This is a genomic window from Pseudomonas sp. CFBP13508 (assembly GCF_005233515.1).
In the GTDB taxonomy this organism is placed as follows: domain Bacteria; phylum Pseudomonadota; class Gammaproteobacteria; order Pseudomonadales; family Pseudomonadaceae; genus Aquipseudomonas; species Aquipseudomonas mercuritolerans.
This window is the reverse complement of record NZ_QFZZ01000002.1, coordinates 203342-227547: the sequence shown is the minus strand read 5'-3', so window position 1 is coordinate 227547 and position 24206 is coordinate 203342. Positions and strand designations below refer to the sequence as shown.

Here is a 24206-nt window from a genome sequence, read left to right as displayed (position 1 = left end):
GTTGCCCAAGTGAGTAAGCATTGATGAGCCTTTCCCTTCGCGACCAGTTGCTCAAAGCAGGCCTGGTCAACCAAAAGCAGGCCAAGCAGGTCAGCAAAGACAAGCAGAAGCAACAGCGTCTGGCCCACAAAGGCCAGGCTGAGCTCGACGATTCGCAGCAGCGCGCCGCCCAGGAAGCCATGGCCGAGAAGGTCAAGCGCGACCAGGAGCTGAACCGTCAGCAGCAGGAGAAGGCCGAGGCCAAGGCCCGCGCCGCGCAGGTCAAGCAGTTGATCGAAGTCTCGCGTCTGCCCAAGCTGACCACCGAGGACTACTACAACTTCGTCGACGACAAGAAGGTCAAGCGCATCTCGGTCAACACGCTGATGCGCAACAAGCTCAGCAGCGGTTCGCTGGCGATCGTGCACCACAACGGCGGTTATGAAGTGATTCCCCGTGAAGCGGCGCTGAAGATCCAGGAGCGCGACCCGCAGCGCATCGTCCAGCTCAACGTGCAGACCGAAGAGGTCAACGCCGAGGACGATCCGTACGCGGCGTACCAGATCCCTGACGATCTGATGTGGTAAATCCACGGCTGTAACAACGACGAACCCCGCTCATGGCGGGGTTTGTCGTTTTCAAATGCTGTGTTGTTTCAGGCGGACTTCAGTTCTCTTTGCTGTTCCTGCACTTCCAGTTCGGCCTTGTAGTTATGCGCATCTATTTCGTTGTGGAACATGCCGACCAGCAAGTCTTGTTGATGCACATCCCAGATACGGATGCCGGCGGCCAGGCCTTCGTGGGACATGTGTGAATCGTCGCGTTCAGTTACTTTTACAGTCATCTGCTAGCTCCAGATCTCAAGTTACTGCACCAAGGCGTGTGCAGGACTCTGTTATAGGATTTGTTAGTCAGCTAAGTAAACTGCCGATTGGCGCAAGGTGTTGTTGCGGATTTCGCAACAAAGCTGCAGGCCGCGTAAACCGCGACATTCGGTCGCAGGGTGGTAAGTTTCATGACAGAAGTTTCATCTCCCGAGACCCCGGAAACCCACTGTGGGAGCGAGCCTGCTCGCGAATTCGGTGAGTCAGACGACGATAGGGTGACTGGAGTATCGCATTCGCGAGCAGGCTCGCTCCCACAGGGTTTTGCGGTGTACCTGCTATTTTCTGCAGACGAAAAAAAACGCCCCGAACCAGTCGGGGCGTTTTCATGTGCGGCTCAGCAGCGGGGAATTACTTGCCTTCCCAGCGCTTCAGTACCAGCGTGGCGTTGGTGCCGCCGAAGCCGAAGCTGTTGCTCATCACGGTGTTGATAGTGGCGTTCTCGCGGGTCTTGGTCAGCACCGGCAGATCGGCCACTTCCGGGTCGAGCTCGTCGATGTTGGCGGAGCCGGCGATGAAGTTGCCTTCCATCATCAGCATGCAATAGATCGCTTCGTGCACGCCGGCGGCGCCCAGGGAGTGACCGGACAGGCTCTTGGTCGAGCTGATCGCTGGAGCCTTGTCGCCGAACACTTCACGCACACCTTTCATTTCCGCGACGTCGCCGACCGGAGTCGAAGTGCCGTGGGTGTTCAGGTAGTCGATCGGGGTGTCGACGGTGGACAGCGCCTGCTGCATGCAGCGGATCGCGCCTTCGCCGCTCGGGGCAACCATGTCGTAGCCATCGGACGTTGCGCCGTAGCCAACGATCTCGGCGTAGATCTTCGCGCCACGGGCCAGAGCGTGTTCCAGCTCTTCGACGACAACCATGCCGCCGCCGCCAGCGATGACGAAACCGTCGCGGTCCTTGTCGTAGGCGCGGGAAGCTTGTTCCGGGGTGTCGTTGCGCTTGCTGGACAGGGCGCCCATCGCGTCGAACAGGAACGACTGGCTCCAGTGCTCTTCTTCACCGCCACCGGCGAAGACGATGTCCTGCTTGCCCATCTGGATCTGTTCCATGGCGGTACCGATGCAGTGAGCACTGGTGGCGCAGGCAGAAGCGATGGAGTAGTTCAGGCCCTTGATCTTGAACGGCGTGGCCAGGCAAGCGGAAACGGTGCTGCTCATGGTCCGCGTGACGCGGTACGGGCCAACGCGCTTCACGCCTTTCTCACGGAGGATGTCCAGCGCTTCCATCTGGTTCAGCGTGGAAGCACCACCGGAACCAGCGATCAGGCCGGTACGCGGATTGGACACTTGCTCTTCGGTCAGGCCGGAGTCAGTGATGGCATCTTTCATGGCCAGGTAGGCGTAAGCCGCTGCATGGCCGACGAAGCGATAGATCTTGCGATCGATCAGCTCTTCAAGGTTGAGGTCGATGGAGCCGGAAACCTGGCTACGCAGACCCATTTCAGCATATTCCGGGTTGAACCGGATGCCAGGGCGGCTTGCACGCAGGTTAGCGGAGACGGTCTCTTTGTCATTGCCCAGGCACGAAACGATGCCCAGACCAGTGATAACGACGCGGCGCATGCGAATAACCCTTAGAAGTTGTCAGTGGAGGTGAACACGCCGACGCGCAGGCCTTCGGCGGTGTAGATTTCGCGTCCGTCGACACTGACCGAACCATCGGCGATGGCCATGTTCAGCTTGCCCTTGAGGACGCGTTTGATATGAATGTTATAGGTGACTTTCTTCGCGGTCGGCAGCACCTGACCGAAGAATTTCACTTCGCCCGAACCCAGCGCACGGCCGCGGCCCGGCAGGCCTTGCCAGCCCAGGAAGAAACCGACCAGTTGCCACATGGCATCCAGACCCAGGCAGCCCGGCATTACCGGATCGCCTTCGAAATGGCAGGCGAAGAACCACAGGTCAGGGTTGATATCCAGCTCGGCGACCAATTCACCTTTGCCGTACTTGCCGCCTTCTTCGCTGATATGGGTGATGCGATCCACCATCAGCATGTTCGGGGCGGGCAGTTGCGCGTTACCTGGGCCGAACAGCTCACCGCGACTGCAGCGCAGCAGGTCTTCCCGAGTAAAGGCGTTTTGTTTGGTCATGCGAGCTCCTCAATAATCCCATGCGGCAGGTGGGGCAGATCTTCCCGACCGTTCAAGGCGTTCATGCCTCGAACCGGCAGCCTACTCATAGACTATTGCGTTGTGGTGAAAGTCACAGCACCAAGGACATGAATGTACACTTGTGCACTGAAATTTTTAATCAAGCCCCTTTTGGGGCTCGTTCGGGTGCCTAAGACTGCCGCACTTTCGCTTTTCACGCCAGTCGCAGATGGTCGAAAGGCCCACACTACGACACCCAGCGCTGCAAAATCTGCTGCAGGTCATTGCGTTTGAACGGCTTGGCCAGGTAATCGTTCATCCCCGCTGCCAGACAGGTTTCGCGATCGCCCTGCAAGGCGTTGGCGGTCAGCGCGATGATCGGCACATCGCGGCGTCCGGGCAGGTCGCGGATCTGTCGCGTGGCCTCGTAGCCGTCGATGATCGGCAGCCGGCAATCCATCAGAATCACTTCGAATTCGCCGCCCTCGGCACTGCGCACCGCTTGTGCGCCATCGGTCGCCACGCTGACCGCGAAGCCCAGGCTGCGCAGCATTGCCTCGATCACGGTCTGGTTGACCGGATTGTCTTCGACCAGCAACACATGGCGTCCCTCGCCCTGACCACTGCCGTTCAGGGTGCGCGGCGCGGCCAGCGCTGGCATTGCCTGCTTATATAGCGCCAATGGAATTTCCAGAGTGAATACCGAACCGCGTCCTTCCTCACTCTGCGCGCGCAAGGTGCCGCCCATACGTTCGGCCAAAGTCCGCGCGATCGGCAGACCAAGCCCGGTGCCACCGTAACGACGGGAGATCGAACTGTCGGCCTGCTGGAAGGCGTTGAACATCAGCTCCAGACTCTCAGAAGAAATACCGATGCCGCTGTCACGCACCGAGCAGGTGAACCACAGCAGTTCGTGATCCAGCGACTGCCATTGCGCCTCGATGCTGACCCGGCCCTGCTCGGTGAACTTCAAGGCATTGCCGACCAGGTTGACCAGAATCTGCCGGATCCGCGTCGGATCGCCCTGCACCTGCAAGCCGCGCATGTCGTCGGGGATGCGCAGATTCAGCGCCAGGCCGCGCTGCACCGCGCTGTGCTGGAACGACTGCGCGCAGGCGCCGATCAGCTCGGCGAGGTTGAATGGGATGTGCTCAAGCTCCAGCTCCGAACGTTCGATTCGCGAGAAGTCGAGAATGTCATTGATGACCTTGAGCAGATGTTCGGTCGACTCCGAAGCAAGCGCGGCGTATTCGACCTGCTCCTCGGTCATCTCGGTGGTTTCAAGCAACTGCAACATGCCCAGCACGCCGTTCATGGGCGTGCGCAGTTCATGGCTCATCATCGCCAGAAAATCCGATTTGGCGTTGTTGGCCTTTTCCGCCTCTTCGCGGGTCTGGATCAGCTGCGCCATCGCCTGCTGCTGCTCGCGGCTGGCCTGTTCCAGCGCCTGGGCGAGGTTATTGATGTGCTGCGACAGCGCACCCAATTCAGTGTCATCGACAATCGGCAGCGGGGTTTTGTAGTCGCCTTCCTGAATCGCTTTGACCGCATCGCCGATATCGCGGATCGGTTGCGAAAGACTGCCGGCCAAACGACGGGCGACGACAAAAGTGAAGAGCAGGGCGAACAGCGCGAGAATCCCGGCCTTGAACAGGATCTCCTGCTGGCGCTGACTGAAAGCATCGTTGGACAGCCCGACGATCACTCGCCCGAGATAATCCTCGCCGGCGGCGCTGTTGCTGACTTTGCCGTCCTGAAAGAAGTCGTTGTGCAAGGCGATCCGCTGCAAACGCACCGGTGCCTGAAAGACTTCGACCTGATGCGGGCGGCTGTGGCTATCAGCCGGTTGTTCGACATACACCAGAATCCGGTTGGCGCTGTCCTGCACTTCGAGAAAGCGCACGTTGGGCGTGGCCAGGGTTGCCTTGAGCAGGCTTTCCAGCACTTCGTTGTTGCCGGAGATAACCCCGTATTCCGTGGCCGGGGCCAGTTGATTGGCGATCAACTGGCCGGTGTGGTTCAGCTCCTGACGCAAATCCTGGATGCGCACAAAGGTGAAGAAGCTGATCAACAGCAACGTCAGCAACAGCGCCGGCCCGAGGCTGATCAACTGCGTGCGGGTGTTGATGTCCCAACGGCGACGGAAATTCATGGGCGGCGCTCTCCTTCGGCCAAGGCACTGGCGACAGATGCTTCATTCAGCGGTTCGATGCCTAAGGAACGAGCCACCTGCGCATTACTTGAGACTTTGAAACGAGCGGGGTAAAGCGTTCGCGGCCAGGCGCTGGTGGGCTGATCGAGCAAATGGTCGAGAATCGCCAGCCAGTCGCTCTGGTCGCTGTAGGTACTGGCGAGGCTGCCCGCGCGAACGAATGCAATGTTGGGGCCGATCAGCGCAACCTGCCGCGAGTAGCTGCTGAGCAGGAGGTTTTTCGCCGTTTGCGAGTTGTACAGATCGGGGTCATCGAGGCCGAGCAAGACGTCGCTGCTTTTCAGCACCGCTTGCAGCGGACGGCTGTCGTGAATGTTGTCCCAGCGCTGGCTGACAATCTGCAGATTCAATGGCCGCGCAGCCACGCGCAATTCGTCGAGGAGGAACTCGCCGTGCTCATCGAACAGCACGCCGACGCGCCGGGCTTGCGGCAGGATTCGCCGGATCAGTTGCAGTTGCCGGCTCAGCGGCGGGTCGCTCCAGAGCAGGCTCAGGCGCGCCGGTTGGGCATCGGCGAAACGCTGGCGCGCCTGCAAGCGGCTGATGCGCAACACCAGCGTCGACGGGCCTTGTGAGTCTTGCAGACGCCAGTCGAGGCTGGGCAGATCGAGCAGGATCAAGCGCAGACTGGCCGGCAGTTTGCCCGGAGCCGGCAAACTGGCCAGCGGCTGGAACCGCACATTGTCGGTCGGGCGCAGTTCACTCAGCGCTTGCACGAAGGCCTGCACGCCGGGGCTTTCCTCGGCGCCGGTCAACAGAATATCCGCCGCTTGCACCGCGACGCCGTGCAGCCACGCGGTCATGAACAGGCAGAGCCCGGCCAGCCAGTGGCCCAGGGTGGGCGTCTTCCGTGACGGGCCGGTGCGCATCCTAGAACTCCAGCTCGGCACTGAAATACATCACCCGGCATTCGTCGTAATTATTGTCGACGAAGGTGTTCGGCTGATGGTCGAGACGCTGTTGCAGCACGCCGGCCAATTGCAGCTGAGCTTTGCCAATGGCGATGCGTTTGGCGATGTGCGTGTCGACGCGTTCGAAGCGATAGCCGTTGAGCGCGTTGTCGCCGTAATAAAAGAGGGCGCTGTTCCAGCCATGCCCCCAATTGCGCAGCCAACCGGCGGAACCGCTGTTGCGCGAGGTCAACTGCTGGTCCAGCGGATTGCTCGCCTCGGCGTCGACGAAGGCGTAGGTCAAACGCAAGCGGTCGGCGCTGCTGAGGTGCCAGTCGAGTTGCGTTTCGGTGCCACGAAAGCGCGAGCTGTTGGCATTGCTGGCGATGTATTGGTTGTTGCGCAGCGGCTCGCTGATCATGCCGGTGATTTCGTCGTAGAACAGCTTCACGTCCACGGCCAGACCGAGTTCGGCGAAATAACCGTTGTAGCCCAATTCGCGAGAACGCATGTGCTCCTGATCGAGATCGCCGGGGCCACGGGTCTTGACGAAATAGCGCGCCGACGACTGGCCGTAGGCCGAGGGTCGCAGGTTGCTGACCTGATAGCTCCAATTGACGTTGTTCTCGAACATGTCCGGCGAACGGATCGCCTCCGAGTACACCGCGCGCAGGCCATGACGCGGGTTGATCAGGTAGTTGACCGCGAAGCGCGGGGTCAGCGAACTGCCGATCAGTTGCGTGTCTTCGAACATCGCGCCGCCCTGCACCAGCCAGTGCTCGGTGGCGCGCCATTCCAGTTGGCCGAAAGCGCGCCAGGTGGTGTCGTCGAGGGTGCCGTTGAAATAGGTCTCGGAATCGGCACGGTCGTAGCGGTAGTTGAGGCCGCTGACCAGGCGCAGGCTGTCGGACAGGCTGAGGGTGTCCTGCAGTTCGAGGTCGTAGCGCGATTCGCGGGCGCTCTGGTCGATATCGCCGCACAAGGTCTGGCTGGCGCCGTTGCGCCATTGTTCGAGCACTTGATTGGCCAGCGCCATTTCCTGCGGCGTGCCGGGTGCCGCGCCGGGGCCGGTGAACTGGTTGATGTTGCGCGCCAGCCGTTCGGTGTAATTCGGGTTGAGCTGCCACAGCTGCGCCAGCTCGGGGCTGAACGACACCTCGGCATCGCAGGCGCGCCAGACTTGCTGGCGATCCCAGTGCTGCGCCGAACCTTGCACATAAAGGCTATGTTCGGGATTGATATCGAGGTTCCAGCGTACCGAACCGGCGTAATCCTTGGCCACCACGTCGGAATTGTTCCCGGCGTCGGTAATCCCCGAGAACACCGGGCGGTAGGTATAAGGTCGCTGATTGCTGCCGTCCTTGGCGTTGAGCTGCCAGTCGAGGCTTTGCCCTTCATTGAGGTCGTGGCTGACCGCCAGGCTCAGACGATTCAAGCGTCGACTGTCGCGATAATCGGCGCCGTTGCGGTCGCTGTCGAAACCGTCGTCTTCCTGACCGGACAGCGACAGGCGCAGATCGCCGCCATCCCAACCGGTGCCCTGGCTGGCATAAAAGTCGTTGATGCCACGCTGGCCGCGAGTGATCTTCAAACGCGTGCCGTGGCTGTCGGCCGGGTGGCGAGTGATGATGTTGATCACCGCCATCAACGCGTTGGCGCCGTAGCTGACGGTGTTCGGGCCACGAAACACCTCGATCCGCTCGATGTCTTCCATCGCTACCGGGATATCACTCCAGTCCACCGTCGCCAGGCCTGCGCGATACACCGAGCGGCCATCGATCAACACCTGCATGCGCCGTGCTTCGCTGGCGTTGGTGCCGTGGTAATTCACCGCCGGCTGATTGCCGTTGATGCTGCCAACCATCATCCCCGGCACCAGTCGCAATAGCTCGCTGATGTCGCGGGCACCGCTGGCGCTGATCAATTCGCTGTCGAGAACGGTCATGCTCCCGGGCACTTCCGCTGGCGTCTGTTTCAGCCGCGTGGCTGTGAGTACCTGCGGCAGCGTCTGGCTGTCGACGAACAGGTCGTCCGCCAGCACCAGCGGGCTGAACAGCAGCGCCAGTAGCAGCGGCGAGCGCGGGGGAGGAGGGCCAGAAAACACGACACAGCCTGCAGAGAGAGGAATTGGCGCGCATGTTAACCGAGGGCGGCGACTTTTCCAGTGACGTTGCAGGCATTTTCCTAGGTTTTATTGGTCTTCTTCCTACAAATGTCGGTAATTGTTGCTGGGGCTGGCCGCAACCGGGTCGCCCCGTATAATGCCCGGCATCGCCACTGGTATGGATTAACGGATTGCATATGACTGAACAGCGCCCGATTGCGGTCCTGGGAGGCGGAAGTTTTGGTACCGCCGTGGCCAATCTGCTGGCCGAGAACGGCCATCAAGTCCTTCAGTGGATGCGTGACCCCAAGCAGGCCGAGGCCATCCGGGTCAACCGCGAAAACCCGCGTTACCTCAAAGGCATCAAGATTCTGCCGGGGGTGACCGCTGTCACCGACCTGCAGGCCACTCTCGACGCTTGTGATCTGTGCTTTGTCGCGTTGCCATCCAGCGCGTTGCGCACGGTACTCGCCGCCCACGCCGAGCGCTTGAGCGGCAAGATGCTGGTCAGCCTGACCAAAGGCATCGAAGCGCAGACCTTCAAGCTGATGAGCCAGATTCTCGAAGAGATCGCCCCGCAGGCGCGCATTGGCGTGTTGTCCGGTCCGAACCTGGCGCGGGAAATCGCCGAGCACGCACTGACCGCCACGGTGGTCGCCAGTGAAGACGAAGAACTGTGCAAAGCGGTGCAAGCCGCCCTGCACGGGCGCACCTTCCGCGTCTACGCCAGCGCCGACCGTTTCGGTGTCGAGCTGGGAGGGGCGTTGAAAAACGTTTACGCGATCATCGCCGGCATGGCGGTGGCGCTGGAGATGGGCGAGAACACCAAGAGCATGCTGATCACTCGCGCCTTGGCCGAGATGACCCGCTTTGCGGTGAATCAGGGCGCCAACCCGATGACCTTCCTTGGTCTGGCCGGGGTTGGCGATCTGATCGTCACCTGTTCGTCACCCAAGAGCCGCAACTACCAGGTCGGCTTCGCCCTCGGTCAGGGCTTGAGCCTCGACGAAGCGGTGTCGCGTCTCGGCGAGGTCGCCGAAGGGGTCAACACCCTCAAGGTGCTCAAGGCCAAGTCCCAGGAAGTCGGCGTGTACATGCCGCTGGTCGCCGGGCTGCACGCGATCCTGTTCGAAGGACGCACGCTGGAGCAGGTGATCGGTCTACTGATGCGTGCCGAGCCGAAAACCGACGTCGACTTTATTTCCACCAGCGGTTTCAACTGATTCAGCTGTTACACGGACAGGAAGCAAGCCATGAACGATCCGAAAAGCGAAACCCAGTACGAATCCATCCTCCTGCGGGTGTTGTGGATGATCGTTTATCTGCTGGTCTGGCAAGTCGCGCAGTTCATCCTCGGCGCGGTGGTATTGGTGCAACTGATCTACCGCCTGATCTACGGCGCACCGAGCGCCAGCCTGATGAATTTTGGCGACAGCCTCAGCCAGTTCCTCGCGCAGATTGGCCGGTTCGGCACGTTCCACAGTGACCAGAAGCCCTGGCCGTTCGCCGACTGGCCGGCGCCGCGCACCCCGGAAGGGGAAGCGCCGCACACCGTCGCCCCGGCCGCGCACCCGGTGCGCGATGAGGAGCCCAAACTATGAAACTGTGGGTATTGCGTCACGGTGAGGCGGTGCCTCACGGTTCGAAAATCGATTCCGAGCGCGAGCTGACCGAGCATGGTCGTAAAGAAGTCCTGAGCAGCGCGGCGCATCTGATGGGCCAGCCGCTGACGGCGATTTACGCCAGCCCTTATCTGCGCGCGCAGCAGACCGCGCAGATCGTGCGCGAGGCGCTGGGGTTCGAGCCGGAGATCCGTACGGTCGAGTGGCTGACGCCGGAGAGCGATCCGGACAAGGTCGCCGAGCAATTGGTGTCGGTGAGCAATGTGCTGCTGGTCAGCCACAACCCGTTGGTGGGTAATCTGCTCAGCTATCTGCAGCACGGCGCCGGGCATCCGCCGGAGCGGGTGAGTACGGCGGGGCTGGCGGAGCTTGAGCACAGTGAACTGCTGATTGGCTCGATGAAGCTCAATAGCCTCAAGCACCCTTAACGCCATATCCCTGTGGGAGCGAGCCTGCTCGCGAAGGCGGCGTGTCATTCACCCTTTTTGGGGCTGACATACCGCATTCGCGAGCAGGCTCGCTCCCACATTGGTTTCTGCCACCCCATGAAATTATTTGTTTGAAAATTACAACCAAGCACTTGCTTGGTTGACTACGCTTGCTCCAGACCAAAAAAACAGGAGCGAGTCGCATGTCTGCCGCCTTCCGTTTGCCGCTGGACGTGTTCTACGAACGGGAAGCCCGGCACCCGCGCCAGCGCTTTCTGGTGCAGCCGATCGGCGGTGGCCAGGTCGAGACGCTGACGTGGGCCGATGTCGGCCATCAGGCCCGCTGCGCGGCGCACTGGTTGCGGGCGCGGGAGTTGCGGCCCGGCAGCCATATCGCCCTGATCTCGAAAAACTGCGCGCACTGGATCATCGCTGATCTGGCGATCTGGATGGCCGGGCATGTGTCCGTGCCGCTGTACCCCAATCTCACCGCTGAATCCGTTGCGCAAGTGCTGACTCACTCGGAAAGTGCGCTGGCGTTCATCGGTAAGCTCGATGATTGGGCAGGCATGGCGCAAGGCGTGCCGACGGGTTTGCCGACCATCAGCCTGCCGCTGCATCCGCCCGGCGAGTTCGATTACAGCTGGGCGGACCTGCAGAGCTGTTCGCCAATCCAGGACGATCCACGCCCCGCCGCCGAACAACTGGCGACGATCATCTACACCTCCGGCACCACCGGCCTGCCCAAAGGCGTGATGCACAGTTTCGCCAATCTCGGTTTCGCCACCAGTCGTGGCACGCAGCTGTTCGGGCTCAATGAGAATGATCGGCTGCTGTCGTATCTACCGCTGTGCCACGTCGCCGAGCGCATGTTTGTCGAACTGGCGTCGATCTACACCGGGCAGACGGTGTTCTTCGCTGAAAGCCTCGACACCTTCATCACTGATCTGCAGCGCGCGCGGCCGACCGCTATGTTCGGCGTGCCGCGTATCTGGACCAAATTCCAGATGGGCGTGTACAGCAAGATCCCGGCGAAGCGCCTGGATTTTCTTCTCGGGCTACCCTTCATCGGCAAACGGATCGGCCACAAAGTGCTGGCCGGGCTTGGTCTGGATGCCTTGCGCGTGGCGTTGTCCGGCGCCGCGCCGGTACCGCAGACCTTGCTCGCCTGGTATCAGAAACTCGGCCTCGATGTGCTGGAGGTGTACGGCATGACCGAGGGCTGCGGCTATTCGCATATCTGCCTGCCGGGGCGATACAAGCAAGGCTGGATTGGCCAGCCGTGCCCGGAAGTCGAGGTGCGCATCGATGAGTCCGGCGAAGTGCAGGTGCGCAGCCAGGCCAACATGCTCGGCTATTTCAAGGAACCGCAGAAAACCGCCGAGACGCTGACCGCCGACGGCTTTCTGCGCACCGGCGACAAGGGCGAGCAGGACAGCGAAGGGCGTCTGCGCCTGACCGGCCGGCTCAAGGAAATCTTCAAGACCAGCAAGGGCAAATACGTCGCGCCGGCACCGATCGAAAACCGCCTGGCCGTGCATTCACGCATCGAACAAGTGTGCGTGGTCGGCGATGGCCTGAGTGCACCGCTGGGGTTGTGCGTGCTGTCGACGACCAATCAGCAAGAGCCTCGTGCCAGTCTGCACGCGAGCCTGGAAAAGCTGCTGGAAGAGGTCAACGCCGTCCTCGACAAGCACGAACGCCTGCGCCGGCTGGTGGTGGTCAAGGACAACTGGGCGGTGGATAACGGCTTCCTCACGCCGACTCTGAAAATCAAACGCAACGTCATCGAAGACCGCTACGGCGCACGCTTCGAAGAATGGAGCGCGCGCAGCGAGGCGGTGCTGTGGCAGGATTGAGCATCGATTACAACAACAAAGGAAGTCTGCGATGAGCTTGTGGCGTACTACTCCCGACATCGAACAGTTGAACGCAATCCAGAAGAACACCATTGGCGAAGTGCTGGATATTCGCTTCGAAGCCTTCGACGAACAGTCGCTGACCGCGAGCATGGTCATCGACCATCGCACCCATCAGCCTTACGGTCTGCTGCATGGCGGCGCCTCGGTGGTGCTGGCGGAAACCGTGGGTTCGATGGCCAGTTATCTGTGCATCGATGCCAGCAAGTTCTATTGCGTGGGCCTGGAGATCAACGCCAACCATTTGCGCGGGTTGCGCAGTGGGCGGGTGACGGCGGTGGCCACGCCGATCCATATCGGGCGCACCACGCATGTCTGGGACATCCGTTTGACCAGCGATGAAGGCAAGGCCAGTTGCGTGTCGCGCCTGACCATGGCGGTGGTGCCGCTGGGGGAACAGCCGCCGCTGCGTTGACATTTATCGGGTTCCGTCAGGACGAGCCCTCACCCCAGCCCTCTCCCATAGGGAGAGGGGGCCTACCGTGTGGTTTTCGCGATCCTCGTCGACCTGATAATTCGAGTCGAGCTCAGGTCCCGGACACTCCCCCGATCCGCTCCCTTTCCCCCTCGCCCCCTTGGGGGAGAGGGCTGGGGTGAGGGGGCAGCGGTCTCGCTGATACACATCACCCTGACCGGACTGTCATCATTCCTGGCACTTACAGTCATTGCTGCGACGCCGGCTCTTGCGGACAATCAACGTCACGATTCCCGCTCATGGATTTGCCCGCATGTCGCAACCGATCTTTTTCGCCCACGCCAACGGCTTCCCTTCGGGGACCTATGGCAAGTTGTTCGCGGCGCTGGCGCCGGAGTATCGGGTCGCGCATCTGGAGCAGCACGCCCATGACCCGCGTTTTCCGGCGGACGATAACTGGTACAACCTCGTCGACGAACTGATCCATCACCTCGAGCAGCAGGAACAGCCGGTGTGGGGCGTCGGCCATTCCTTTGGCGGTCTGCTGCACCTGCATGCGGCGTTGCGTTGTCCCGAGCTGTATCGCGGCGTGGTCATGCTCGACTCGCCGGTGCTGACCCGCACCGATCAGTGGGTGATCCGCGCGGCCAAGCGCTTTGGTTTCATCGACCGGCTGACCCCGGCCGGGCGCACCCTCGGACGCCGTGAAGAGTTCGCCGATCTCGACAGTGCACGCAGCTACTTTTCCGGCAAAACCCTGTTTCGCGGCTTCGATCCGGATTGTTTCGATGCCTACCTGCAACACGGTTTGCATCAGGTCGACGACAAGCTGCGTCTGCGTTTCGACCCGGCCACGGAAATCAGCATTTATCGCGGCGTGCCGCACACCAGTCCGGGGCGCACCCGCCAGTTGCAGGTGCCACTGGCCATGGTGCGCGGGCACAAGAGCCGAGTGGTCATGCGCCATCACACACGTTTCGTCTCGCGTCTGCCCCAGGGTGAGGCGCTGAGCATGCCCGGGGGGCATATGTTCCCGCTTGAGCGCCCGCAAGATACGGCACGGCTGCTCAAGAGTCTGTTCATGCGCTGGGAGCAGCGCCAGAACAAGGATTGCGCATGAGCCCGACCTGCGAAGAAGTGCGTCTGAACCTGCCGCACATCGAGTTGGCCGCGCATCTGTTCGGCCCCGAGGACGGCTTGCCAGTGATCGCGTTGCACGGTTGGCTCGACAACGCCAACAGCTTCGCGCGGCTGGCGCCCAAGCTCCACGGTTTGCGTATCGTCGCGCTGGACATGGCCGGCCACGGTCATTCCGCGCATCGGCCGAACGGCGCCGGTTATGCCCTGTGGGACTACGCCCATGATGTGCTGCAAGTCGCCGAGCAGCTGGGCTGGAAGCGTTTCGGCCTGCTCGGACATTCAATGGGCGCGATTGTCTCGATGGTGCTGGCCGGTTCGCTGCCTGAACGCATCAGCCATCTGGCGCTCATTGATGGCGTGATTCCTCCGACAGACAAAGGCGAAAACGCCGCCGAACGCATGGGCATGGCCCTGCAGGCGCAACTTGATCTGCGCGAAAAACGCAAACCGGTTTATACCACCCTTGAGCGTGCCATCGAGGCGCGGATGAAAGGCCTGGTGGCAGTCAGTCGTGAGGCTGCCGAACTGTTGGCCCAGCGCGGCTTGATGCCAGTGCCGGGCGGTTACACCTGGCGCACCGACAATCGCCTGACCCTGCCGTCGCCGCTGCGCCTGACTGAAGAACAGGCGATGGCGTTTGCCTCGCGCGTCGGTTGCCCGGCCCATCTGGTGGTCGCGGCGGATGGCATGCTGGCCAGGCATCCTGAGTTGCTCCAGCGTCTACCCTTCAGTCACGAACAGTTGCCGGGCGGGCATCATCTGCACCTGAATGACGAGGCTGGCGCAGGTCTTGTAGCAGACTGTTTCAATCGCTTCTTCGCCATGCCTTGACTTGCTACCGGCAACTGCCGAGGCTGGGCGGGTTGAAACAGGAGACAAACTCGATGGATTTCTATACCGCTGCGACCCCGACCCGCCCAGCCATGACCGTCCGGTGAGCCTGACTATGCGGCCACTCAGTCTATTCGCGCTGTGCTGCTTCAGCTCCTTGTCCTTCGCTGCCGATGTGCCGGGCAGCCAGGATCTGCAAATCGTGCCGCGTCTGGCCGATGCTCAGATTGTCGACTATCGCCCGGCCGCCGAGCTGGAGCGCATCTACCCGCTGGGTTCGATCCGCAAGATCAGCGGCCAGTTGCGTTATGACGGCCAGGTCACCGCCCGCGGCCAGACCACCTCGGTGACCTACGAGTTGCCGCCTGAACATTCCGCCACCGAAGCTTTCACCGCCGCCCGCGAAGCCCTGCAACAGCAGGACGCCGAGTTGCTGTTCTGGTGCCAGGCCCGCGATTGCGGCGAAAGCAGCCTGTGGGCCAACGAAGTGTTCGGCAACGCCAAGCTGTATGGCTCTGACGAGCAGCAGGCCTATCTGTTGCTCAGGCTGGCGGTGCCAAAGGACAACACGCTGGTGGCGCTCTACAGCATCACTCGAGGCAATCGTAAAGCCTATCTGCATGTCGAGCAGTTCGAGGCGACTGCGCCGTTGGGCGAACTGCTGCCGACCTCGGCGACCCTGCTGCGCCAGCTGAAAAGCACCGGCGAGCTGGATTTGCCGAAACTGGTCGATGAGCCGGATGCTACCTGGCTGCGCCTGATTTCCCGTGGCCTGAATCTCGACACGACCTTGCGGGTCACGGTTTCCGGGCCCAAGGCCGAAGCCTGGCGCCAGGCGTTGATGACTCAGGGTGTGCGGGCGGCCCGGATGGAAACCGGCAATCTCGAAGGCTCTGGCCTGCGCATCGACCTGTTGCGATAAGCTGTGCCGGGGGAGCACGCACGCAGTGTTCGCCTACTCTTTCGCTGACTGACTTTGCCGGGACTTTCCATGCTCAATAACGATCGCCTGCTGGTGCAGATTCTGCTGCTGGTGTTGTTTGGTGCCAGTCTGTGGGTGATGGCGCCGTTCTGGTCGGCGCTGTTCTGGGGCGCGGTGCTGGCGTTCGCCAGTTGGCCGCTGATGCGGTTGCTGACCCGTGCGCTCAATGGCCGCGAATCGCTGGCCGCGTTGATCCTGACCCTCGGCTGGATGTTGCTGGTGGCGGCGCCGCTGGTATGGCTGGGTTTCAATCTTGCCGATCATGTGCGCGATGCCACGGCATTCATCAAGGACGTGCAGGTCGACGGTTTGCCGGAAGCGCCCACCTGGCTTGGCAGTGTGCCTTTGGTTGGTGAGCGGCTGGTGGCGATGTGGGACAGCATCGACCAGCAGGGCGCGGCGTTAATGGTCTCGATCAAGCCATATCTGGGCCAGGTCGGCAATTGGCTGCTGGCACGCAGTGCGCAGATCGGCGGCGGGATTCTCGAGCTGACGCTGAGCCTGGTGTTTGTGTTCTTCTTCTACCGTGACGGGCCGCGACTGGCGGCGTTTGTGCACAGTCTGTTGGAGCGCTTGATTGGTGATCGTGCCGGCTATTACATCGAATTGGTGGCGGGCACGGTGCAGCGCGTAGTCAACGGTGTGATTGGTACGGCGGCGGCGCAGGCGGTGCTGGCGTTGATCGGCTTTTTCATTGCCGGGGTTCCTGGGGCGCTGGTGCTGGGGATCGTCACGTTTATGTTGAGTCTGATTCCGATGGGGCCACCGCTGGTGTGGGTGCCGGCCACGGCTTGGCTGGTGTGGAAGGGTGAGTACGGGATGGCGATCTTTCTCGGGATCTGGGGGACGTTCATCATCAGTGGCGTGGACAATGTGCTCAAGCCGTATCTGATCAGTCGTGGCGGGAATCTGCCGTTGGTGATTGTGTTGCTCGGGGTGTTTGGCGGGTTGATTGCGTTTGGCTTTATCGGGTTGTTTATTGGGCCTACTTTGTTGGCGGTGGCTTATAGTCTTTTGACGGATTGGAGTAAGAGTCAGGCTCGGGTCTAGGGGGGGGCTTGGCGGCCTTTGGGCCGACCATGCTTGGGTTTGTCTGGTGTGAATATCCGAATGTTTCGCTGCGGCGGCTGGCGGTTTCGCCTGACGGCGACTTACTTTTTTACAAGCGCCAAAAAAAGTAAGCAAAAAACGCTAGCTCCTGCGTTCGGCCCTCGCAGGCTCGGGTTCCTTCGCTGCGGGATCGATCCGGACGCAGCGGCTACGGTTTGCTTCGCTGCACCTCCTTCCGCTGTGTCTGGCTGCGCCAGACGGTCGCTGCGCTCCCACGCCCGGATCAATCCCTCCACTCAGCCTTCCGACGTCGCCTGTGAATCAAGATCAAAAGCGGTACTCGAGCTTGCGCTCATTGTTGAGTGGGGCGGCTTCGCCGCGGGCAGCTGCGCTGCTTTGATTTTGCTTTTGCTTTTGCTTTTGTGGGAACGAGCCTGCTCGCGAAGGCGGCCTGACAGCCGACCCATTTCTTGCTGGACGCGCTCGATCAAACTGTAGGAGTGAGCCTGCTAGCGATAGCGCCCTCAAAGCCAACCCATCTCTCTCTGAAACCACTCGATCCCTGTGGGAGCTGGCTTGCCAGCGATAGCGCCACCACATCCAACCAATATCTGCCGAATACACTCAGTTTCATTGTGGGAGCGAGCCTGCTCGCGAAGGCGGCCTGGCAGCCAACCCATCTCTCTCTGAGACCACTCGATCCCTGTGGGAGCTGGCTTGCCAGCGATAGCGCCCTCACATCCAACCAATATCTACCGAATACACTCAGTTTCATTGTGGGAGCGAGCCTGCTCGCGAAGGCGGCCTGGCAGCCAACCCATCTCTCTCTGAAACCACTCGATCCCTGTGGGAGTGGCTTGCCAGCGATAGCGCCCTCACATCCAACCAATATCTACCGAATACACGCAGTTTCATTGTGGGAGCGAGCCTGCTCGCGAAGGCGGCCTGGCAGCCAACCCATCTCTCTCTGAAACCACTAGATCCCTGTGGGAGCTGGCTTGCCAGCGATAGCGCCTCCACATCCAACCAATATCTACCGAATACACTCAGTTTCATTGTGGGAGCGAGCTTGCTCGCGAAGAGGCCGATACATTCAACAGATGCATTGAATCATCAGAGGCTTTCGCGAGCAGGCTCGCTCACACTTCAAGTCGGCTGAGCCTCAGCCCCGTGGCAACCGGACAACGGCGGTCAGCCCGCCACCCGGTGTTTCTTCCAGATCCAACCCCCCACCCAGCCGCTGCGTGGCTTCGCGGGCGATGGTCATGCCCAGTCCTACGCCGCCGGAGTTGCGGTTACGCGAGCCTTCCAGTCGGTAGAACGGTTCAAACACGGCTTCACGCTGGTCCTCAGCAATCCCCGGTCCGTGATCAATCACCCGAATCAGCAATTCCTCACGCTGTTCCAGCAGTTCAATCCGTGCCTGTCCGGCGTAGCGCAGGGCGTTGTCCAGCAGGTTGTTGATGCACGAGCGCAGCGCCATCGGTTGTACTGGCAAAGGCGCGCAGTGGCCGCTGACCTGTACATCGGCGCCCTGGTCCTGGGCGTTTTCGCACAGCGATTCGACCAGCGCCTGCACGTCCAGCAACTGCAAGGCTTCGCTGGTGCGTTGTTCGTGCAGATAGGTGAGGGTGGCGTCGAGCATGCCGATCATGTCGTCCAGATCCTGGCGCATCTGGCTTTGCAGTTTGTCGTCGCTGATGTTTTCCAGACGCAGTTTCAACCGTGACAGTGGCGTGCGCAGGTCGTGGGAGACGGCGCCTAGCATGCGCGCGCGTTGCTGTACCTGTTCGCGGATGCGTCGTTGCATGAGGTTGAAGGTGTGCGCCGCTTGCCGCGCTTCGCGCGGGCCGGATTCGTCGAGGGGGTCGCTGTCGAGGTCTTCGCTCAGGCGCTCGGCGGCGTCGCTCAGGCGCTGGATCGGACGGCTGAGCAGTTTGGCGCCGTACCATGCGGCAATCATCAGCGTGATGAACTGAAAGGTCAGCGGCACCACCGGGCCACCGAACCAGGGGCGTGCTTGCCTCGGTGGATAAGCGGAATCATGCAGCGGCGGTTGACCGTCAATATTTGTTGAAAATTCGGGCGGAGGCGGCGGAGGAGGGCCATAGAGCCTGAACCAGGCGAAGGCCAGCAGGTGCGCCAGGACGATCGCCACAAACAGCACCCCGAACAGCCGGCCGAACAACGTGTCGAAGCGCGCCCGCATCAGCCAATGTCCCGCGCGTCGAACAGGTAACCCTCGCCGCGCACGGTCTTGATCAATTGCGGGGCTTTCGGGTCGTCGCCGAGTTTCTGTCGCAGGCGCGAGACCAGCAGGTCGATGCTGCGGTCGAAAGCCTCGATCGAGCGACCGCGAGCGGCGTCGAGCAGTTGTTCGCGGCTGAGCACGCGGCGCGGGCGTTCGATGAAGACCCAGAGCAGGCGGAATTCGGCGTTGGACAAGGGCACTACCAGGCCATTGTCGGCGACCACCTGGCGCAGGACGCTGTTCAGGCGCCAGTTGTCGAAGCGAATGTTCGCGCGCTGTTCGCTGCGGTCGTCGCGCACGCGGCGCAGGATGGTCTGGATACGGGCGACCAGTTCGCGTGGTTCGAACGGTTTGGCCATGTAATCGTCGGCGCCCAGTTCCAGGCCGATGATGCGGTCGGTGGGTTCGCAGCGGGCGGTGAGCATCAGGATCGGGATGTCCGATTCGGCGCGCAGCCAGCGGCACAGCGATAGGCCGTCTTCGCCGGGGAGCATCAGGTCGAGGACGATGACGTCGAAATGTTCACCCTGCAGCGCCTGGCGCATTGCCGCGCCGTCGGTGACGCCGCTGGCGTGGATATTGAAGCGGGCGAGGTAATCGATCATCAGCTCGCGGATCGGCACGTCATCGTCGACGATCAGCGCGCGGATGCTCCAGCGCTTGTCGTCTTTGCTTTCGTCCGTCACGGTTGTCGGGGTGTTGTGCATGGGGCTGTTCGCTGCCAGTGGTGGTTTCAGCATAGGCGTCCGGCCGGGAGGCGGGAAGTGCTGTTGTAAGGACGTGTTGCGCCGGGCGAGGCTAACCCGGGTGCGTGTTGTCGGCGTGTCGGCTGTGTATCGGAGTCGACACAATGGCCGCGGCGGCTAAGCTGATCACGTTCGGCGCGACGATTTACCGATCATCGGGTGCCGCGCCGCCGCCGGTTCCGCTACAATGCGCGCCGTTTTCGACCAGCCTGAGAGCCCATCCATGTCCGCCTGCCAGACTCCTATCATCGTCGCCCTGGATTTCCCCACCCGTGACGCCGCACTGAAGCTGGCCGACCAGTTGGACCCGAAACTGTGCCGGGTCAAAGTGGGCAAGGAACTGTTCACCAGTTGCGCGGCGGAAATCGTCGGCACCCTGCGTGACAAGGGTTTCGAAGTGTTCCTGGACCTGAAATTCCACGACATTCCCAACACCACCGCAATGGCCGTGAAAGCCGCTGCCGAGATGGGCGTGTGGATGGTCAACGTGCACTGCTCCGGCGGTCTGCGCATGATGGCGGCCTGCCGCGAAGAGCTGGACAAGCGCAGTGGTCCACAACCGTTGTTGATTGGTGTGACCGTGCTGACCAGCATGGAGCGCGAGGATCTGGCCGGTATCGGTCTGGATATCGAGCCGCAGGAACAAGTGCTGCGTCTGGCGGCACTGGCCGAGAAGGCCGGGATGGATGGTCTGGTGTGTTCGGCGCTGGAAGCGTCGGCGCTGAAAGCCGCGCACCCGTCGCTGCAACTGGTGACCCCGGGGATTCGCCCGGCGGGCAGCGCGCAAGACGATCAACGGCGCATTCTGACCCCGCGTCAGGCACTGGATGCCGGTTCCGATTACCTGGTAATCGGCCGTCCGATCAGCCAGGCGGCAGATCCGGCGCAAGCGTTGGCCGCAGTCGTAGCCGAAATTTCCTAAAGCTTATTGAAGATCCAACTGTGGGAGCGAGCCTGCTCGCGAAGAGGGCGTGTCAGTCGGCATCATTACCGACTGATCCACCGCTTTCGCGAGCAGGCTCGCTCCCACATTGGTTTCAGGCTGGCCTTAAACCTTCAACACCAACTTGCCAAAGTTCTCGCCGTTGAACAGTTTCATCAGCGTCTCCGGGAACGTCTCGAGCCCTTCAACCACATCTTCCTTGCTCTTGAGCTGCCCGTTGGCCATCCAGCCGGCCATCTCCTGCGCGGCGCTGGCGAACTGCGCGGCGTAGTCCATCACCACAAAGCCTTCCATGCGCGCCCGATTGACCAGCAGTGACAGGTAATTGGCCGGGCCTTTGACCGCTTCTTTATTGTTGTACTGGCTGATCGCGCCGCAGATCACCACTCGCGCCTTCATGTTCAAGCGGCTCAGCACCGCGTCGAGAATGTCGCCGCCAACGTTATCGAAGTACACGTCCACGCCTTTCGGGCATTCGCGCTTCAGGCCGGCCACGACGTCTTCGGCCTTGTAGTCGATGGCGCCGTCAAAACCCAATTCGTCGATGAGGAATTTGCACTTGTCGGCCCCGCCGGCAATGCCGACGACGCGGCAGCCTTTGATCTTGGCAATCTGCCCGGCCACGCTGCCCACCGCACCGGCCGCGCCGGACAGCACCACGGTTTCACCGGCTTTCGGTGCGCCCACGTCGAGCAGGGCGAAGTAGGCGGTCATGCCGGTCATGCCCAGCGCAGACAGATAGCGTGGCAATGGCGCAAGTTTCGGGTCGACCTTGTAGAAGCCGCGCGGCTCGCCGAGGAAGTAATCCTGCACACCGAGCGCGCCGTTGACGTAATCGCCGACGGCGAAGCCGGGATTGTTCGAAGCGATGACTTTTCCCACGCCCAGTGCGCGCATGACTTCACCGATCCCGACCGGCGGGATGTAGGACTTGCCTTCGTTCATCCAGCCGCGCATGGCCGGGTCGAGGGACAAGTATTCGTTTTTCACCAGAATCTGTCCTGCCTGTGGCTCGCCGACCGGTACTTCCTGGTAAGTGAAGGTCTCGCGGGTTGCGGCGCCCACCGGGCGTTTGGCGAGCAGGAACTGGCGATTGGTCTGGTTGGTCATGACAGGCACTCGAACGGAATGAAGCCTTGTTGATAGCCCTTCGGCGGCGATGTCGCAAGGTTGGCCGACGCGGCGAATGCAGGTCGATCCAGTGCAGTGATGGTTACGGCGCGGGTTTTATCACTGCGGCGCATGCGCCGGTAAACAGCGATTGCATAGTGCTGACGCGCGTTCGCTGCGCTTGGCTATGCTGCGACGCCAACATCCCCCAGTTTTTGCGTTCGAGGACATACCCATGAGCATGACGTTTTCCGGTCAGGTGGTTGTAATCACGGGAGCCGCCCACGGCATCGGCCGCGCGACAGCCCTGGCGTTTGCCGCCGAGGGCCTGAAAGTGGTGGTGGCTGACCTGGACGCTGCCGGCGGTGAAGGCACTGTGGCGCTGATTCGTACCGCCGGTGGCGAAGCGTCCTTCGTGCGCTGCGACGTGACGCTGGAAAGCGATGTAAAAAATCTGATGGATGAGGTAATCAATACCTACGGTCGTCTCGACTACGCCTTCAACAACGCCGGGATCGAAATTGAGAAAGGCAAACTCGCCGACGGTTCGCTGGACGAGTTCGACGCGATCATGGGCGTCAACGTCAAAGGCGTCTGGCTGTGCATGAAGTATCAGTTGCCGCTGTTGTTGGCGCAGGGCGGTGGCGCGATCGTCAACACGGCGTCGGTAGCCGGGCTGGGCGCAGCGCCGAAAATGAGCATCTATGCGGCGTCGAAACATGCGGTGATCGGCCTGACCAAGTCGGCGGCGATCGAATACGCGAAGAAGAAAATCCGGGTCAACGCAGTGTGCCCGGCAGTGATCGATACGGACATGTTCCGCCGCGCCTACGAAGCCGATCCGAAGAAGGGCGAATTCGCCAACGCCATGCACCCGGTCGGGCGCATCGGCAAGGTCGAGGAAATCGCCAGCGCGGTGCTGTATCTGTGCAGCGATGGCGCGGCGTTCACCACCGGGCACTCGCTGGCGGTGGACGGCGGCGTGACGGCGTTCTGAATGTTGTCGTTATACAAAGAGCCCGCCTGCGTGCGGGCTTTTTTGCGTCTCGCGTCCTGGGATGTGAATACAGTTAAACAATGTGTATCAAACCGTTAGAACTGCCGCATTTGGCGGCGTTGTCGCACAGCCTCGGCGGCGCGGCTGTGATTTACTGCTGCCAGCAAAACTGACAGGAGTTTGCGAGCTCATGGAACTGAGAATTGACCGACAGGCAATGGTGCCGGTCGTGCAGCAGATTGTCGATGGAATGACTGACTGGATCGTGCAAAGCGGTATCCCGCCGGCCACCCGGTTGCCCTCCGTACGGCAAATCGCCCGGGGTAATCTGCTCAGCCAGTCGTGCGTCGTCGAAGCCTGCGAGCGCCTGGTTTCGCAAGGTGTGTTGACTGCGCGTCAGGGCGCCGGATTCATCGTCGCGGCCGCGCCGTCGTTGCGCGAAGCGGACTCGGAACTGGCAACGTTCGAGGGTCGCCAGGCATGGTGTGATGAGGTGAACGCCTCAACGAATCGCTTGATATTGGGCCAGGGAAGCCTGCCGTCGAGCTGGCGCGAGCCCGACGACCTCAGCTACGCGTTGCGCGAGGTGGCACGCACCGACATGGCGAGTCTGTTCAATTACAGCTCGCCGCTGGGGCTGCCAGCGTTGCGCGAGCAGATTGCCAAGCGCCTCAAACTGCTGAATATCGACGCCTGCAGTACCCGGGTGATGAGCACCAGCGGTGCCAGTCATGCGCTGGATCTGATCGTGCGCACCCTGTTCAAGGCCGGCGATTGCGTGGTGGTGGAAACGCCCGGATATGCACCGTTGTTTGACCTGCTGCGTCTGCACGGCGTACGCATGCTCGAAGTTCGTCGCACGCCGAGCGGGCCGGACACCGAAATGCTCGAGTCGGTGCTGCGTCAGTTTCGTCCCGCTGCCTTGTTCATCGGCAGTCATCACCACAATCCCACCGGCAGTTGCCTGACGCCCGCCGTTGCCCAGCGCATCGTGCAGTTGAGCAAGATCTACGACCTGCGCGTGATCGAAGATGACGTCTATGCTGATCTGCACACTGGCAACGGTACGCGGCTGGCAGCGCTGGATCATGAGGGACGGGTCGCTTATGTGGGCAGCTTCTCCAAGACACTGAGCAGTTCGTTGCGGGTCGGTTTTGTCCTGGCGGACAGCGAGCTGCTGACGCGGCTGGCTGAGGTCAAGATGATCAGCGGCCTGGGCTGTTCGAGGCTGGCCGAAGCGGTGCTGGCCAGGCTGATGGCGACCGGCGCCTATCGCAAACTGGTGCAGCGCCAGCGCCAGCGCTTGAATGCCGATCGCGCGGCGGCCTTGCAGGCTCTGGAAGATGCCGAGTGGGAAGTGTTCGGCAAGCCGGTTGGCGGGCTTTTCATCTGGGCGCGTGCACGGTTGAAGGATCAGACGTCGGTGCGCAGGCAGGCCCAGCGTTGCGGGCTGGAGTTATCAGCAGCGGACGCCTTCAGTCCCAGCGGTGAGTGCGGTGACTGGCAGCGCATCAATGTGGCCTGTGCCTGCGACCCTCGGGCTCGGCAGTTTTTTCGCAATACTTGCGCGGATCGACCTCAAGCATTCTGAAAACGACGCGGGC

The 24206-nt window shown here is 61.5% G+C and carries 23 protein-coding genes; 13 read left to right on the top strand and 10 right to left on the bottom strand.

What is annotated here, in order from left to right; translation table 11 throughout:
• Positions 1 to 23 precede the first annotated feature (23 nt).
• Positions 24 to 566, top strand: a complete 543-nt coding sequence (locus tag PspCFBP13508_RS05550; protein ID WP_016773645.1) for a DUF2058 domain-containing protein — start codon at positions 24 to 26, stop codon at positions 564 to 566.
• Between the two features lie 68 nt (positions 567 to 634).
• Here the strand turns inward: PspCFBP13508_RS05550 and PspCFBP13508_RS05545 are convergent, their stop codons facing one another.
• The 6 genes from PspCFBP13508_RS05545 to PspCFBP13508_RS05520 all read right to left on the bottom strand — a co-directional run bounded on the left by PspCFBP13508_RS05545 (position 635) and on the right by PspCFBP13508_RS05520 (position 8168).
• Positions 635 to 823, bottom strand: a complete 189-nt coding sequence (locus PspCFBP13508_RS05545; protein WP_016773646.1) for a hypothetical protein — start codon at positions 821 to 823, stop codon at positions 635 to 637.
• A gap of 391 nt (positions 824 to 1214) precedes the next feature.
• Positions 1215 to 2435 carry a beta-ketoacyl-ACP synthase I gene (gene fabB / locus PspCFBP13508_RS05540; RefSeq protein ID WP_016773647.1) on the bottom strand — a complete coding sequence of 407 codons (1221 nt, stop codon included), beginning with the start codon at positions 2433 to 2435 and terminating at the stop codon, positions 1215 to 1217.
• Between the two features lie 11 nt (positions 2436 to 2446).
• Positions 2447 to 2962, bottom strand: coding sequence for a 3-hydroxyacyl-[acyl-carrier-protein] dehydratase FabA (gene fabA / locus PspCFBP13508_RS05535; RefSeq protein ID WP_024013962.1), 516 nt, complete (start codon positions 2960 to 2962; stop codon positions 2447 to 2449).
• Positions 2963 to 3209: 247 nt separating this feature from the next.
• Positions 3210 to 5114 (bottom strand): ATP-binding protein, encoded by a 1905-nt coding sequence (locus tag PspCFBP13508_RS05530; RefSeq protein WP_137213916.1) that lies wholly within the window; start codon positions 5112 to 5114, stop codon positions 3210 to 3212.
• Complete coding sequence (locus tag PspCFBP13508_RS05525) at positions 5111 to 6043, bottom strand: ABC transporter substrate-binding protein (protein WP_137213915.1); 933 nt, start codon at positions 6041 to 6043, stop codon at positions 5111 to 5113. The genes PspCFBP13508_RS05530 and PspCFBP13508_RS05525 overlap by 4 nt, the downstream gene beginning before the upstream one ends.
• A 1-nt stretch (position 6044) precedes the next feature.
• Positions 6045 to 8168 carry a TonB-dependent receptor gene (locus tag PspCFBP13508_RS05520; RefSeq protein ID WP_137213914.1) on the bottom strand — a complete coding sequence of 708 codons (2124 nt, stop codon included), beginning with the start codon at positions 8166 to 8168 and terminating at the stop codon, positions 6045 to 6047.
• Between the two features lie 197 nt (positions 8169 to 8365).
• Between PspCFBP13508_RS05520 and PspCFBP13508_RS05515 the strand changes: the two genes are divergently transcribed.
• The 9 genes from PspCFBP13508_RS05515 to PspCFBP13508_RS05475 all read left to right on the top strand — a co-directional run bounded on the left by PspCFBP13508_RS05515 (position 8366) and on the right by PspCFBP13508_RS05475 (position 16555).
• Positions 8366 to 9391, top strand: a complete 1026-nt coding sequence (locus PspCFBP13508_RS05515; RefSeq protein ID WP_137213913.1) for an NAD(P)H-dependent glycerol-3-phosphate dehydrogenase — start codon at positions 8366 to 8368, stop codon at positions 9389 to 9391.
• A 30-nt stretch (positions 9392 to 9421) separates the two neighbouring features.
• A complete protein-coding gene (locus tag PspCFBP13508_RS05510) occupies positions 9422 to 9769 on the top strand; it encodes a DUF4389 domain-containing protein (RefSeq protein ID WP_016773653.1) in 348 nt (115 codons plus the stop codon).
• The gene (gene sixA / locus PspCFBP13508_RS05505; RefSeq protein ID WP_137213912.1) at positions 9766 to 10218 is read left to right on the top strand and encodes a phosphohistidine phosphatase SixA; all 453 of its coding nucleotides are present in this window, start codon (positions 9766 to 9768) and stop codon (positions 10216 to 10218) included. The genes PspCFBP13508_RS05510 and sixA overlap by 4 nt, the downstream gene beginning before the upstream one ends.
• 203 nt (positions 10219 to 10421) lie before the next feature.
• The gene (locus PspCFBP13508_RS05500; RefSeq protein WP_137213911.1) at positions 10422 to 12077 is read left to right on the top strand and encodes an AMP-binding protein; all 1656 of its coding nucleotides are present in this window, start codon (positions 10422 to 10424) and stop codon (positions 12075 to 12077) included.
• Between the two features lie 31 nt (positions 12078 to 12108).
• The gene (locus tag PspCFBP13508_RS05495) at positions 12109 to 12552 is read left to right on the top strand and encodes a hotdog fold thioesterase (RefSeq protein WP_016773655.1); all 444 of its coding nucleotides are present in this window, start codon (positions 12109 to 12111) and stop codon (positions 12550 to 12552) included.
• Positions 12553 to 12865: 313 nt separating this feature from the next.
• The gene (locus PspCFBP13508_RS05490; RefSeq protein WP_137213910.1) at positions 12866 to 13672 is read left to right on the top strand and encodes an alpha/beta hydrolase; all 807 of its coding nucleotides are present in this window, start codon (positions 12866 to 12868) and stop codon (positions 13670 to 13672) included.
• Positions 13669 to 14523, top strand: a complete 855-nt coding sequence (locus tag PspCFBP13508_RS05485) for an alpha/beta hydrolase (RefSeq protein ID WP_137213909.1) — start codon at positions 13669 to 13671, stop codon at positions 14521 to 14523. Before PspCFBP13508_RS05490 ends, PspCFBP13508_RS05485 begins: the two co-directional genes overlap by 4 nt.
• A gap of 115 nt (positions 14524 to 14638) precedes the next feature.
• Positions 14639 to 15445 (top strand): DUF4892 domain-containing protein, encoded by an 807-nt coding sequence (locus tag PspCFBP13508_RS05480; protein WP_137214181.1) that lies wholly within the window; start codon positions 14639 to 14641, stop codon positions 15443 to 15445.
• 69 nt (positions 15446 to 15514) lie between these two features.
• Entirely contained in the window at positions 15515 to 16555 is a 1041-nt protein-coding gene (locus PspCFBP13508_RS05475; protein ID WP_137213908.1) for an AI-2E family transporter, read from the top strand.
• A gap of 1162 nt (positions 16556 to 17717) precedes the next feature.
• Here the strand turns inward: PspCFBP13508_RS05475 and PspCFBP13508_RS05470 are convergent.
• Both PspCFBP13508_RS05470 and PspCFBP13508_RS05465 read right to left on the bottom strand, forming a co-directional pair.
• Positions 17718 to 18764 (bottom strand): ATP-binding protein, encoded by a 1047-nt coding sequence (locus PspCFBP13508_RS05470; protein ID WP_137213907.1) that lies wholly within the window; start codon positions 18762 to 18764, stop codon positions 17718 to 17720.
• Positions 18764 to 19513 carry a response regulator transcription factor gene (locus tag PspCFBP13508_RS05465; RefSeq protein ID WP_110645974.1) on the bottom strand — a complete coding sequence of 250 codons (750 nt, stop codon included), beginning with the start codon at positions 19511 to 19513 and terminating at the stop codon, positions 18764 to 18766. The genes PspCFBP13508_RS05470 and PspCFBP13508_RS05465 overlap by 1 nt, the downstream gene beginning before the upstream one ends.
• A gap of 262 nt (positions 19514 to 19775) precedes the next feature.
• Between PspCFBP13508_RS05465 and pyrF the strand changes: the two genes are divergently transcribed.
• Positions 19776 to 20474 (top strand): orotidine-5'-phosphate decarboxylase, encoded by a 699-nt coding sequence (gene pyrF, locus PspCFBP13508_RS05460; protein WP_122507613.1) that lies wholly within the window; start codon positions 19776 to 19778, stop codon positions 20472 to 20474.
• Between the two features lie 126 nt (positions 20475 to 20600).
• Here pyrF and PspCFBP13508_RS05455 read toward each other — a convergent pair whose 3' ends face one another.
• A complete protein-coding gene (locus PspCFBP13508_RS05455; protein WP_137213906.1) occupies positions 20601 to 21605 on the bottom strand; it encodes an NADP-dependent oxidoreductase in 1005 nt (334 codons plus the stop codon).
• A complete protein-coding gene (locus tag PspCFBP13508_RS27345; protein WP_161984071.1) occupies positions 21602 to 21739 on the bottom strand; it encodes a hypothetical protein in 138 nt (45 codons plus the stop codon). Before PspCFBP13508_RS27345 ends, PspCFBP13508_RS05455 begins: the two co-directional genes overlap by 4 nt.
• A 101-nt stretch (positions 21740 to 21840) precedes the next feature.
• On the opposite strand from PspCFBP13508_RS27345, the gene PspCFBP13508_RS05450 reads away from it, so the two are divergent.
• Both PspCFBP13508_RS05450 and PspCFBP13508_RS05445 read left to right on the top strand, forming a co-directional pair.
• Positions 21841 to 22602, top strand: a complete 762-nt coding sequence (locus PspCFBP13508_RS05450; protein WP_137213905.1) for an SDR family oxidoreductase — start codon at positions 21841 to 21843, stop codon at positions 22600 to 22602.
• 190 nt (positions 22603 to 22792) lie between these two features.
• Positions 22793 to 24193, top strand: coding sequence for a PLP-dependent aminotransferase family protein (locus PspCFBP13508_RS05445; RefSeq protein WP_137213904.1), 1401 nt, complete (start codon positions 22793 to 22795; stop codon positions 24191 to 24193).
• Positions 24194 to 24206: the final 13 nt, after the last annotated feature.

Bases quoted from the DNA above. Each gene is read 5' to 3' on its own strand.
- PspCFBP13508_RS05550 (WP_016773645.1), top strand. From the start codon at position 24: ATGAGCCTTTCCCTTCGCGACCAGTTGCTCAAAGCAGGCCTGGTCAAC.
- PspCFBP13508_RS05545 (WP_016773646.1), bottom strand. From the start codon at position 823: ATGACTGTAAAAGTAACTGAACGCGACGATTCACACATGTCCCACGAA.
- fabB (WP_016773647.1), bottom strand. From the start codon at position 2,435: ATGCGCCGCGTCGTTATCACTGGTCTGGGCATCGTTTCGTGCCTGGGC.
- fabA (WP_024013962.1), bottom strand. From the start codon at position 2,962: ATGACCAAACAAAACGCCTTTACTCGGGAAGACCTGCTGCGCTGCAGT.
- PspCFBP13508_RS05530 (WP_137213916.1), bottom strand. From the start codon at position 5,114: ATGAATTTCCGTCGCCGTTGGGACATCAACACCCGCACGCAGTTGATC.
- PspCFBP13508_RS05525 (WP_137213915.1), bottom strand. From the start codon at position 6,043: ATGCGCACCGGCCCGTCACGGAAGACGCCCACCCTGGGCCACTGGCTG.
- PspCFBP13508_RS05515 (WP_137213913.1), top strand. From the start codon at position 8,366: ATGACTGAACAGCGCCCGATTGCGGTCCTGGGAGGCGGAAGTTTTGGT.
- PspCFBP13508_RS05510 (WP_016773653.1), top strand. From the start codon at position 9,422: ATGAACGATCCGAAAAGCGAAACCCAGTACGAATCCATCCTCCTGCGG.
- sixA (WP_137213912.1), top strand. From the start codon at position 9,766: ATGAAACTGTGGGTATTGCGTCACGGTGAGGCGGTGCCTCACGGTTCG.
- PspCFBP13508_RS05500 (WP_137213911.1), top strand. From the start codon at position 10,422: ATGTCTGCCGCCTTCCGTTTGCCGCTGGACGTGTTCTACGAACGGGAA.
- PspCFBP13508_RS05495 (WP_016773655.1), top strand. From the start codon at position 12,109: ATGAGCTTGTGGCGTACTACTCCCGACATCGAACAGTTGAACGCAATC.
- PspCFBP13508_RS05490 (WP_137213910.1), top strand. From the start codon at position 12,866: ATGTCGCAACCGATCTTTTTCGCCCACGCCAACGGCTTCCCTTCGGGG.
- PspCFBP13508_RS05485 (WP_137213909.1), top strand. From the start codon at position 13,669: ATGAGCCCGACCTGCGAAGAAGTGCGTCTGAACCTGCCGCACATCGAG.
- PspCFBP13508_RS05480 (WP_137214181.1), top strand. From the start codon at position 14,639: ATGCGGCCACTCAGTCTATTCGCGCTGTGCTGCTTCAGCTCCTTGTCC.
- PspCFBP13508_RS05475 (WP_137213908.1), top strand. From the start codon at position 15,515: ATGCTCAATAACGATCGCCTGCTGGTGCAGATTCTGCTGCTGGTGTTG.
- PspCFBP13508_RS05470 (WP_137213907.1), bottom strand. From the start codon at position 18,764: ATGCGGGCGCGCTTCGACACGTTGTTCGGCCGGCTGTTCGGGGTGCTG.
- PspCFBP13508_RS05465 (WP_110645974.1), bottom strand. From the start codon at position 19,513: ATGCACAACACCCCGACAACCGTGACGGACGAAAGCAAAGACGACAAG.
- pyrF (WP_122507613.1), top strand. From the start codon at position 19,776: ATGTCCGCCTGCCAGACTCCTATCATCGTCGCCCTGGATTTCCCCACC.
- PspCFBP13508_RS05455 (WP_137213906.1), bottom strand. From the start codon at position 21,605: ATGACCAACCAGACCAATCGCCAGTTCCTGCTCGCCAAACGCCCGGTG.
- PspCFBP13508_RS27345 (WP_161984071.1), bottom strand. From the start codon at position 21,739: ATGCGCCGCAGTGATAAAACCCGCGCCGTAACCATCACTGCACTGGAT.
- PspCFBP13508_RS05450 (WP_137213905.1), top strand. From the start codon at position 21,841: ATGAGCATGACGTTTTCCGGTCAGGTGGTTGTAATCACGGGAGCCGCC.
- PspCFBP13508_RS05445 (WP_137213904.1), top strand. From the start codon at position 22,793: ATGGAACTGAGAATTGACCGACAGGCAATGGTGCCGGTCGTGCAGCAG.